14 protein-coding genes are annotated in these 11,229 nt (G+C 47.2%); 2 read left to right on the top strand and 12 right to left on the bottom strand.

From position 1 onward, the window contains the following. Positions 1-173: 173 nt before the first annotated feature. From OGV71_RS02875 to OGV71_RS02895, 5 genes are all read right to left on the bottom strand, one after another. Entirely contained in the window at positions 174-893 is a 720-nt protein-coding gene (locus OGV71_RS02875) for an HNH endonuclease signature motif containing protein (protein WP_007372337.1), read from the bottom strand. A 153-nt stretch (positions 894-1,046) separates the two neighbouring features. Beyond that, the gene (locus OGV71_RS02880) at positions 1,047-1,472 is read right to left on the bottom strand and encodes a hypothetical protein (protein ID WP_016241550.1); all 426 of its coding nucleotides are present in this window, start codon (positions 1,470-1,472) and stop codon (positions 1,047-1,049) included. 111 nt (positions 1,473-1,583) lie between these two features. Beyond that, complete coding sequence (locus OGV71_RS02885) at positions 1,584-1,886, bottom strand: hypothetical protein (RefSeq protein ID WP_007372336.1); 303 nt, start codon at positions 1,884-1,886, stop codon at positions 1,584-1,586. Between the two features lie 136 nt (positions 1,887-2,022). After that, positions 2,023-2,568 carry a hypothetical protein gene (locus tag OGV71_RS02890; protein ID WP_007372335.1) on the bottom strand — a complete coding sequence of 182 codons (546 nt, stop codon included), beginning with the start codon at positions 2,566-2,568 and terminating at the stop codon, positions 2,023-2,025. Between the two features lie 71 nt (positions 2,569-2,639). After that, positions 2,640-3,164, bottom strand: a complete 525-nt coding sequence (locus tag OGV71_RS02895; protein WP_016241551.1) for a hypothetical protein — start codon at positions 3,162-3,164, stop codon at positions 2,640-2,642. Positions 3,165-3,307: 143 nt separating this feature from the next. On the opposite strand from OGV71_RS02895, the gene OGV71_RS02900 reads away from it, so the two are divergent. Continuing rightward, a complete protein-coding gene (locus OGV71_RS02900) occupies positions 3,308-3,499 on the top strand; it encodes a hypothetical protein (RefSeq protein WP_007372333.1) in 192 nt (63 codons plus the stop codon). A gap of 91 nt (positions 3,500-3,590) precedes the next feature. Next, entirely contained in the window at positions 3,591-3,914 is a 324-nt protein-coding gene (locus tag OGV71_RS02905) for a hypothetical protein (protein WP_007372332.1), read from the top strand. A gap of 221 nt (positions 3,915-4,135) precedes the next feature. Here the strand turns inward: OGV71_RS02905 and OGV71_RS02910 are convergent, their stop codons facing one another. From OGV71_RS02910 to OGV71_RS02940, 7 genes are all read right to left on the bottom strand, one after another. Then, positions 4,136-7,513: a hypothetical protein gene (locus tag OGV71_RS02910; RefSeq protein ID WP_007372331.1), complete on the bottom strand. Its 3,378-nt coding sequence runs from the start codon at positions 7,511-7,513 to the stop codon at positions 4,136-4,138. A gap of 203 nt (positions 7,514-7,716) precedes the next feature. After that, positions 7,717-7,962, bottom strand: a complete 246-nt coding sequence (locus OGV71_RS02915) for a hypothetical protein (RefSeq protein WP_007372330.1) — start codon at positions 7,960-7,962, stop codon at positions 7,717-7,719. 48 nt (positions 7,963-8,010) lie between these two features. After that, positions 8,011-8,670, bottom strand: coding sequence for a DUF8336 domain-containing protein (locus tag OGV71_RS02920; protein ID WP_008786574.1), 660 nt, complete (start codon positions 8,668-8,670; stop codon positions 8,011-8,013). A 61-nt stretch (positions 8,671-8,731) separates the two neighbouring features. After that, the gene (locus OGV71_RS02925) at positions 8,732-9,556 is read right to left on the bottom strand and encodes a hypothetical protein (RefSeq protein WP_007372328.1); all 825 of its coding nucleotides are present in this window, start codon (positions 9,554-9,556) and stop codon (positions 8,732-8,734) included. A 331-nt stretch (positions 9,557-9,887) separates the two neighbouring features. Beyond that, positions 9,888-10,238: a hypothetical protein gene (locus OGV71_RS02930; RefSeq protein WP_007372327.1), complete on the bottom strand. Its 351-nt coding sequence runs from the start codon at positions 10,236-10,238 to the stop codon at positions 9,888-9,890. Positions 10,239-10,488: 250 nt separating this feature from the next. Then, a complete protein-coding gene (locus OGV71_RS02935; protein WP_008786575.1) occupies positions 10,489-10,836 on the bottom strand; it encodes a hypothetical protein in 348 nt (115 codons plus the stop codon). Positions 10,837-10,846: 10 nt separating this feature from the next. Next, the gene (locus OGV71_RS02940) at positions 10,847-11,221 is read right to left on the bottom strand and encodes a hypothetical protein (RefSeq protein WP_008786576.1); all 375 of its coding nucleotides are present in this window, start codon (positions 11,219-11,221) and stop codon (positions 10,847-10,849) included. Positions 11,222-11,229 lie beyond the last annotated feature (8 nt).

The following is an 11,229-nucleotide window of genomic DNA, read 5'->3' on the forward strand; positions in this document are numbered from 1 at the left end:
AAAAATCGAGTGACAATGGATGTGAGTTCGATGCGCAGGACGGCATCTCAGTGCCGATGGCAATAGTTATGAGCTGACCAGACTGGTGACAACGATAATGAGCCAAGCATTGAAGCCCGTTTGCTACGACAACGGTAATGATTAGGCCTCACTACCGTTGTCAGACACGATGCTTACTTCGGCCAGGTAAGTTCATCCCACCGGGATTTTAACCAGGCAGGGTTTACAGGTTTTCTTGTCGGTAATATTGGCCGAGCTTCATACGCGATGAGATCGTCATCCTTAGCCAGGATAGTGGGGTGGAAATGGATTGTCAGGGTGCTGGGATTAATCACACACAGGCCGTTGTCGTATAACCGATGTATGTCTGCCCGAAGCCACAGGCCATTACTCCAGTGGTCAGAGCCCGCTTTATGATGCTCAATCAGATGTGCTGCTTCTCCCCTGCATTTTGTCTTCACACCGGTGACGACACACCGCTCCATGCAGTTGAAGTATACCCTGTCGCTGAATTTCTTCTGATCAGGACGGGACATCGCACCGTACCGGCGATATCCAAAGCGTTTTGGTGAGACTTTCTCATCCAGGTCATCGTCAAATGAATCCTGACTCTCAGGCCGGAAGGTCTTCAGACGAACTTCCCAGCGAATGCCGTCACGTGCAAATTGCTGCCCTACGCGTGGGTCATCATCAGGCCAGATAGCTATTCCCTTAGCTTTAACAGCCAGCCGGAACTGGCGGGCATCAGCAGGGGTTCCCGTGCGGGTTAGTGTCATAAATTCATGGACACTCCGGTACTCCACTGGTTCTCCTGATGAGCCAGCAGGCCTGGCGAGAACCTTGTCTTTAATATCGCGGGCGAGTTTATCGGTTTGATTTTTATCTGAAGCCATGTGAGCTATGCCATACCGGAAGAGGGAGGCATGAATAATGGGCTGTTTTCCGAGGATAAGCCATAGATACTCACTACTGTTGTCATTCTTGTCGATGACAACAGTAGTGAGTCTGGTTGGTATGCATCATGTCGAAATCGGAGCACCGGTGACTTATCGAATAGTCTGAACTGACTTGTAATGCGCTTGTGCAGGGTGGCCATAAGCCGTATTCGAGCGTGGAACTTCGAGGTGACCCGGCATCCATCCGGTCGTTTTTGCAACCCAGAAACAGCGTTCCTCACCGTCATCGGTAGTGACTCTAACACGACAACCTTCAAGCCCAATTAGTTGGGGGGAAAGATTACCGGGGCAGCATTTCCGGGAAGCGTTAGCATATACCTGCCCGCGCCGCATGAGTTCTGCACATTGTTCAAAATGTTCTTCTGTACCCAGTGCAGCTACTGGTGCTTCAACGTCCATCCAGTCAGCTACGGCGGTTGCTTTTGTATGCAGGAGATCAAATCCGTAGCTTGATAGAATAGAGCCACATTTAAGAACATAGAGCTGCTGCTCTTTGTTAATGTTTTCGAGTTTCATAGCCGCTCCTGTTAGATTATCGTTGCCTGTTATTTAAAACATGGCTTTTCAGTAAATAAATAACCACACCTGCATGACGATTGGGACGCGATAATAAATAACGAGTATCTATTAGCTTTGAGTGCCGAAAAAACCACAATCCATAAGTTGCTCACCAACGGTATTGTCGAATAACATATCGTCTACTGAAACTTCATAGCTATTCTCTGATGAAAAATATCCAGCGTTATCATAGTCGACTTCTAAAGCGTCACCATCAATAACCACAACCTCAGTATTAACGAAAAGATCATCAAGGTCTGAAATAACCTCAATATCTTCACTCTGTTCATCGGTAATGACAATGACAACCATATCATCTTCAAACTCGGAAGCTGATACTTCATCATATCTTGCTGCAATTAAATCTGACATATTAGCCTCCAGTTGAATGTGATTGCCTATATGTCTATATTACCACCCACATGCTTGTGACGAAGTGATTTGGCTTATTTTTAATCGTTTAAAACAAAAAAGCCACCCCGGTTATTTCCTTGGTGGCTAATTGATATTATCCCTCGGCTAGTTCCAGCGCTTCCTTCTGGGAAGTGGCTTCACCGAACCAGACCAGATCATAATGCGTGAAGTCAGTAGATAACATGCTCCTGACCCGTTGTTCCTCTGTTGCCACAGTGCGGCTATAGACAGCTACACAGCGCTCTCTCTTCCCGCCCCGCAATGATGAAGGGCTGTTGAAAATCGCAAAACACATCGTTTCCGGCTTAACGTTAACCCCGCCCATTTTTTCAATGACGTAATCATAGGCAATTTTTTCAATGTCATAAAATGAGCCGTCAGATGACACCATTGAATATTTCAGAACAGTACCCCCCAGAGCTCGCTTAATCTGGTGCTCCCTTTGCTGCTCGTTGTTCCAGCGAAAGGTTTGACGGCTGCTGGGGTGTCCTACTTTCTGTTCCGCTTTTGCACGTGGGCTATAGCCGTCAGCAATGAGTGAATCCATAAATTCACGCATTGATAAAATCTTACCGTTATGACGAATTTGTTTGGCTAGGAAGTTTTCAATACGTTTTTCGTTGGCTTTTTGAAGTGTCATTTTTTCTGGCCTATGGTTCGTTGTCGTTATATTCAGTAAACCATAGGTCGTTCATGTGACGAAACGTGTATTTATTCAACCCTATCTTCAATTATTTCGGTCATTAGAAAACGCAAATGATGATTATCGCCATCAGGATTGATTTTGTTTTTGTGATAATCCATTACGCTTACATTTCTTGCTTGTTTGAAGTGGTAATTATCCATCGCGTTTACAGTTTTCTCATAGTAAGCTTCAGCTGAATAATCCAATAAACTTCGATAATAGGCAGCGACAACATCCCATCGACGATTTTCCGATGCTTTACATAACTCTTCGTCGTCACCTATTGCCGCTATGATATAACCATATATATAGCCAAGACATATGTCATGATTAATGGCTTTTCTGAATAATTCGGGAGAATATACCATAAGTATAAAGCCTAAAGACCTATGTATAAATACCCTGCTGTCATGGACTATTTTTCTGTCATGTTCGATAGCTGATGGCGCGTTATCACCCTCAAGAGTAACAGGTTCAGGTATAGAGACTGACGGTTCCGCCCTCTCCTGTTTTGTTGCGCCAGCGAAAAACCTGCTTATACGTTCAAACATAATGTGTCCTCCGCATTTTTGACTCAGTATAGCCAGGAGCACTGGCCCGTGTGCGGGAACGGAAGATGACCGTCGATATCCCGTTGTTACTTAACCAGCCTTACCGTACTATCAGGTGAATTATAGTTCACGTGGATTAACCTATGTACAAACCCACCAGCGATGAATTTAAAGCAGAGATGAAACGCAAAGGCTGGACGCGGCAGGCGCTGGCACAGCGCTGGGGCAAGTCCGAAAGATGGATAAGTAATATTTCAGGTAATGAGGAACGCGAGCAGCATTGGAACGATGCGCTTGCAGGACTACCAGTATTAAAAAAAACCAAGAATAAGTGAAGTATAGTTCCCTTTTTTATTGATTAAATGTGAACTATAGTTCATGCTTTCTCGTGTGTTCGACTTCACTTCCCATCGAGGAGCAGCAGGCATGAACGTAGATCAGCGGCAACGTATTGAGCAGGAAATTGCCCGGGCAGCAGCAACCGGGTTGATTGAAGCAGGATATAGCATCTCGGTATTCGACTCAGAAGAGATTGTGCTGAAGCGCTCTACGAACGTAGAACGTATTGTTGAAGCCATGTTCTCTACTGATGAAGACTACTTCTATGCTTATCGCCCTGAAGAAACTGAACGTGCAGGTTACGTCCATTTTGTTTACGGCAATGAGGGATGGAATGTTATCAGCGATAACAGCCTGTCGCTTGAACCGGCGCTTGAAGCCGCTACTGCTCTGTCTGAGTCTTATGCCTGACCCTCAATGGCCCACTTAGTACTCGCAAGTGGGCTGTTTCTTATTCATACCCCATATGAATAGCAACATTATCACCACCTCGTGCCTATCCCTTTCTCCGTTCTTCGCCCCGGCACCAAGCCGTTCCGTTTTGTAATTGATGCCACAGCTGTAACGCGAAGAAATAAAAAGCCCGCTTGCAACGACTAAAGCGGGCTTTTTTTTATTCATACTGCATATGATTAACGGTCTATCCACCGTTCAATAATCCCATCAGGTACATCGAAATCATTGTCGCGGAAGAAATCCTTTTCGTATTTTCTGGCCTGCGGCATCGTCTTGAGTACGAAGAGGATGGCATCCTCCTTGGAACTGAACGAAGTCCGCGTAATGACGTGATCCGGCGCGTGAATGTGGGAGAGTGCCAGGCTTTCTTCGGTTCCTGGCTTACACAAATCACACCAGTGCTTATGCCAGAATGTCTCACCATTCTTCTTCAGCTTCGCCCCTGGTTCACCGGTTGGCGCTGGGTTAATAACCACCTCAAGAATATCTACCGGCTCATCTGCATCTCGCGCCGCATCGCCGAGCAGTTGATCGATAAGCAACTCCCCGGCTGAACTGACCAGGTTGCTGGCTATCGTGAAGCGACGGTGTAAGCCGCGATCTGCCTCTTGCTGAATCAGCGCTATCTGCGATTTAAACGATACCATATGCGTAAGCACAGCATGGTTAACGCCGAAATCAGGCCCATATGTCTCTATGTTTCGGTCTGCGCTAAAAGGGGCCATGTCCGGGCGCTGTTTTGTGCAAAAGAGACCCAGACTTGTTTTCTTATTGGCAAGATTATCGAGCTTACCCTCTTTGACCTCGTAATTTGAAATCAGACGGTGGGCTACCCGGGCCTTGAGTGCCTTATCATTCAGATTCTGATAGATATACTCGACCGCAGAGCCGCGTGTACCAAGATATAAGTATGACCACTCCTCACGGTCGACAATAAGACCAATCGGGATCATCATTACTGGCTTTTGAACGATCCCGCCAGTCGGTCGGTAGAAGTTCATTTCTTCAAAAGCATTAATCCACAATTCTGCCAGCTCGCTCAGACCTTCCTGGTTGCTGGGATTCAGACGCTTGAGAGTCTCACGGCCCAGTTCAATGTCTGCCAGAGCTTTAAGTTTCCGGTCGTAGCTTTCAAATACAGACTTTAACCCTTTCCACTCATCCACCAGCGGCCATTCTTTGAGGGTGCATTCAGATACGCTCAGTTCGTTAACCAGAGCCCATGAGCGAGATACCTCTTTCACACCGGTACGCGTCAGACTCAATACCACACGTATAGCCCATTTGTGTTTCTCAGCTGCATCGTTTCGTTCTTCAGCTCGTGGGGCTACATACAGGCCCAGTTTGCCGTTTGGCATTACCACAAGCCGTAGAGGAGAGTTTCCAAGTTGCTCACAGTAGCATTCAATTTGCGGGATGCTTGCATGACCTCGCCATGCAATTAAATCCATCATGGCAAGGAGCGCTTTCCATTGCTTCTCATCTTCCAGACCACTTTGGAGGGATGCACCTCGGTTTGCGCAGCGCCACGTCTGAATCGTTTTATCTACAGCCGCAACCCGGTCATTTTCGTCACCGATGTTCCCGGCGTTTAAAGCCGCCAGCATTTTGCTTCGGTATTGTTCTTCATGCGTTTCTTCCAGCTTCAGCAGTGCCGCAAGTTCTTTGAAGAGCCGGATGTAATAAAGATGGTTAGCCCGGATACGCCGGTTGTGAATGTAATATTCGAGATCGGCGGATTTCACCGTGTCCAGGCAAAGATAGCCAAGGCTATCAGAGGTTCTGAATTTTGAGAGGCATACCTTGGCATTGAATTCTCGTTTGTCTGACTTCGCATTACGGCTGTAGGTGTGCTGAACGACTGGCACATCAACGTAGATCTCTTCATTCTTCTGGTATGCCACGCTGGTACTACGGCTTTTAACGAAATCAACCGTGAATGAATGTCCCCGGTAGCCGTTACCTGAATCATCCTTAGCTGCCCCGGGTGCGGTAACCGGATTAACGACCTGTCTCCACTCACAAAAGACGCGTGAACCAGAACGCAGGTGCTGGTTCGCCTGCTTAATGTAGGACTCCAGCGATGGTCTGGTATCGGCCTCCGGGTCACTCAACAGACCGGTTCCATCTGCGTCATGAATAAAGCGGCAATATTTCTCCTGGAAGTCCATCGAGATGAAATTAATGTTACTACTGCGATCATAGAATTCGCCAAACAGGCGCTCACGCTGGTCGAGCCCGCAGCAAAGGATCAGGAAACGTTTATAGTGCAGCGCCATCTTTTCATGCGCCCGCAGCCGGTCAGTGTAAGCTACATCGCGGAAGGTGATGCGAGAACCGTCAAAACCGCGAAAAAGCGCGTCCTGCTCGTCACGTTCAGGGAACAGCGTATGAGCGCCCAGATGAGATTCAACCGGGCTGCATACCTGGTAAATATTTTCGCCGTCTCGTACCAGCAGGAAGACACATCTGTTTTGAAAGTCTTTGGCCGCAGCCTCCCACGGATCCTGATAATTGACGTGCCGTCTGGTGACGGCCATAACCAGTACGCAACGTTGGGTCGGGAAAATCTGCTCGATTAGGCCCGGGTGTTTTTGCAGTGCCTGGTCGAATAAATCTGCTTTGGTGAAATCGAACCAGTCTCCCAGATCCAGATAGACAGCGAGCTCCTCATCCATCAGTAGCTTTTTCTGGACAAATGTCAGAGGAATGTCGCTCGGGGCTGAATTGCCTTTGATTATCGTGTTGACGACAACATCTTTGCCGATGAAAAGATCCAGAGACGCAATCCCTTTCATCAGCGATTCAACGTTCTCCCTGCTCTCTTCGAATGCGGCCAGCTGCGCCGCAGCCATTTCCTGGTAATAGGGTACGACGGCCTGAACGGCCCTGGTAATTTCGTTATTCTTACCTTGTAGCCATTCAGATTGTATGACGGCCAGTTTATGTCCATGCCGAGCCGCTTCCATCATTCCCTTAATGCTTTCCTCATTGACACCGGATGTCAGCGCATTTTCTAACGGGCCGGTGGCGAGGTTTGTGTACTGGTCAATCGTCGCGGGTAGAGTATTGAGTTTGTTCTCGCTTTTTTCTGTCTGCTCTTTTTCAAGGCGTTCCGCAATGATCTCTTTCATGCGTTCAGGGTTTGTCATCGCCTCGGAAAGTTCAACGGTCAGCTTCTGAGCCAACTGCTGGCAGGCCTGCACTTCACTTTCGCGGACTTCTTTCGAGTCAGCAGCAAAGGTGAATTTGTTAACGAAGTCATCAAACAAAAAGCGGTGCTGAGTGAAGCTACGGGTAGTGCCACAAGTGCGGCCAGATTCATCGGTATATTCAAACCGAATGTGTTGGCCATGTTTTGATGGGTGGGTGCGCAGAATGACCGTATGCAGTTTGTTGTCGACCCAACGCAGCGATTCAATCAGCAGTACTTCGGAAGCGGCAATGTTCTCTTCAGCAATGGCTTCATTTGCCCGCCAGTACTGACCGCCTTGAAGAGAATGGAAACGTTCAATTCGCTCTACCGGTTGTTCAATGCGCACGATACCCGTCATTATGATCTCCTTCCCCCGGCTTTAGCCATGTTGCCGCTATTGTACTAGGACATGGTGTTTCTAATGGCTTAAATGGGGGACATATTGTTTGTGATACTTTGATTTTATCGTTGGGGGGGCAGGTGACGAATAGCTCTGGGGGATGAAAGGCAACGAAGAGTTGCCTTTTACGAAAAGGAAGATGCAGTACGAATTGCGGGTGGTCAGGAAAGAGGGTTTACCCAGCCTTTTCCGGTCACGAACTGAATTTTGCCAGCCTTTCTTAGCGCCTGTAACCGCCGGTCAAGAATGCGGAATGGCATCGGCTTATTCCTCTCCTCATCAGCGAGTCGGGAACACTCACCAGCTACGTCTGGAAGCATAATCAGTGAAAATGGAACCGGCTCTTTGCCGAGTATTTTCATGATCGCACTGTCCAGAACGGCGTACTTGTTTTTAGCAACTTGCATGTTCACTGTCCCCTCTCTCTATAGCGTGGTGATCGGTTCGCCTGATACCTACGGAACACATTCCGGTGGGACGGCCTTATTTTTATCCTGCCAACGTAGAGCAGCCTTAATACACTGCTTACACGTTATTTCACATACGTAAGGCCCGTACTCACCATCACTATGGGTGGCTGGGTTAACCCAAAGCTTGCCGTTACTTCCACCTGCGGCGGTGCAAAGAAAATCCCCTTCATTTCTGACCAGGCGCCCATCACGTATGTCCTCAAGTAAAAGCACGTGAATCACAGTTCGCCGGTTTATACCGTTACCGCTACTGTTTTCCGTCAGCCCGGAAATCACCGATTTGAATCCGCTTGTCCATCGTACCGGAAGATACAAACGAGCGTTTCGCTCTTGCGCCTGTTGCATCAGCTTCATATCGAGAGCGGCCTTTTGCTGTCGTTCTTCTTCTTGCCGTGTCAGACGTTGTCTGGCCTGTTCCTCTCGTCGGGCCCGGCTATCAATCTCAGTTTCAGCTTTAATATCGAACCGGTCAGGTGTAAGAAACAAAGTCGCACCTACCGGAGGGAGTGTGCCCTCCACCAGCAGCAGGTTATCCTTTGTTGCTTCCACATAAACTGTTCCAACCTCGGTAACCACACCCGTTTTATCTTTTTCCCCCCGGAACCAGAAGGGCGATGGGTAAGGAGGGTATTTGAGAACGATCATAATTTTTCCTTTCTGAAATACCGCATCGAGTTAATTTACTGGTTGTCAGAACGCAGTAATGTTATTTCTGATTTTGTTCCCGGTACTTCATTACGATATCCATTTCCTGTTGAGTTAATCCATTCTGAACTGCGGCCCGGCCTTGCCATATGTGAAAGAGCACCTCAAGAAAGACCCTTTCTTCTTCCTCTGATACTGAACCACTTGAATCAGGTGAGTAATCATCTTTCATAAAGCTATCGAACAGAACTCTTTCGCTGAGCCCCGCTATAGCAGGTTGTTCGCTGTGGGTCAGCCAACCGTGATGCCACGAAAACATGCAGTAGGCTGCTACATCACGTGGATCACCTTTTGAAAGGTGTCGGTGGAGCTCTTTGAGGCATTCATCCTTCCAGTCAGATTTTGCCCATTCAGCCCCACGACCATACTTCTCCTGGGCCCGGTAAAGCTTACCCGCCATCTCAGAGGCGAAGTTAACTACAAGCTGAGCTGTTGCATCGTGTAAACCAGCAGGGATCTTTACGAGGTGATTTGTGAGGCCACACTCATTGATAACTACCCGCAGACCACGCTTTATCTCTTCAACATCATCGGAACCAATTGCACCCTCACCAGATGCCGCGTGGAACGCGTAGGCCATTGCGTCCGTTATTTCTACCGATGAATCAGCCTTTTCGCCTGACGTACACGTTTCTTGAACCAGCTCGCCCTTCTGTTTGTTGTCCAGCAGACTAATCATGGTGTTTTTAAGTAACGTTGCTTTTTTGACGGCTTCCATATTGCCGTTCTGCAAAGCGGTCGTAATCTCAGTATCTATCTCGTTAATGCCTAGCTGAAGCTCTTCAGCACTGGCATAGAATATATTTACGATTTTTGTCTGGCGCATTAATTTTCCTTTTCAATAATTTTATGTCCAAGAGAATCAAGTATTGCAATAACTTGGTCTCTGGAATATGCAGGATAACTATGATCTGCAAAGCAACATGCAGGGGGTGGCAGTATGATTTTTTGTGGGCTTTTATTTCTTAGTTCCTTTAACTCCAATAATATGCTGAGTAATTGAGACGCTTTCTTTTCCATCGCATCAGCTCGGCTTGGGCTGATAAGTGCCCTCTACGCATATAGCAGTTCAGTTGTAGTCTCAGTAATCATCGAGTCGAGTTTTGCAGGTGTCAGTTGCTCCATTTTTCCACCGGTTATTAATGCAATAATTGAATTCAGACCGTCTCTTTTGAATAGACAACGTTTTTAGCGAGTTCGAATACAAAATCGCTTACGAAGGTAAAATCGCGCCATACCAGCACACCATCTACCTTATGCCGCAACTCAACCTGAGTGGATGTGTTGCTATACTTAGTGACCTTGATGTCCCAATCAATGAAACCACCAGCATTCTGAAGTTCAGTGACAGCGGCTAGGTTTTCCTGTTGCTTCAGGTTGTAGGCCTCGTCTGAGTCGTCGTTCTTCACAAGCTGGATTTTTTTGAATACCATGCGGAATCGGTCGGCCAGAACTTTGCCACGCATTTTTTCAACATCATTAAATACCTGCTCGACGTATGCACTCATGGTTTTCCTCGTGACTTTAATGATAGCAATTACAAAACCCGTATAGCCTGATTAGGCTCTGTATTTTTTAAAAATTAATCCGTGAGTAACATTATTAACTGCATTAAACCTACGACGAAATTTAAAAGAAGACAAAATGTGCTTGAATTTAAGAAATATTGAATTCGTTTAGTTTATCTGTTAAAAAAATACTGCTATTGAGCACCAAAAAAGGTGTCTTCTTACAGCGGAAACAAAAAACGCTAGAAAGTTACTTTTTCCTCATTGGAAGGCTTTTTAAAAGCGTTTCCATCGGGATGGCTTCGACGGATTGTTTCATTTTCTCTGGTTCTACTCCAAGAGATGCCAGCTGCCGGTACAGTACTTCCCGTTCTTGCAGGAGGCTTATCGCCAGCCGTGATATTGCAGCGGCGTTTTCCAGGGCGATTGCAAGGTTGTTTTCGGATGGAAAACTATCCCATGTATCCACTATGCCTTTTGCCAGGCACACGGTTCGCTTAAGCGGCTGAGGAACGTTTAATGGGTTAACGCCGGGTGGCATACCGGACAACTGCCTAATCAGTGCTCTTCCTTTCATTCCATCAGTTCTGTCTGCCATAGCAAGACCTCTATTCGTTGTACGTGGTCACTTCGGCTGAGTAGCAGTGCTGCTGATAACAGGCCTCTGTCTGACCAGACAAAGCGGTACGCAGCATTACGGTAGTTCCGGGTACGGGCGCGGATTTTGACCCGGGCGGAAAATCACTTAGCTCTACACTGATTCCGGCATGACCCGAAAACAGCACTGGGTTTTCACGCATTTTCATGCCGATATTCTGGTTACCATTTGCAATGCGATACATCACTTGTTCGATAGTAATCTGAACAGGTTCGTTGATCCGTAAAGGCCTGTTCCCGTTGCTGCCATTAGCCTGGCTGCACAGCAACAACATAGATGCTACTGTCGTAATAGCAACAGAGCCTAGTGAAAGCATGATTTTCATTATTTTCC

This window comes from Citrobacter sp. Cf088, assembly GCF_030334295.1.
GTDB lineage: Bacteria > Pseudomonadota > Gammaproteobacteria > Enterobacterales > Enterobacteriaceae > Citrobacter > Citrobacter freundii.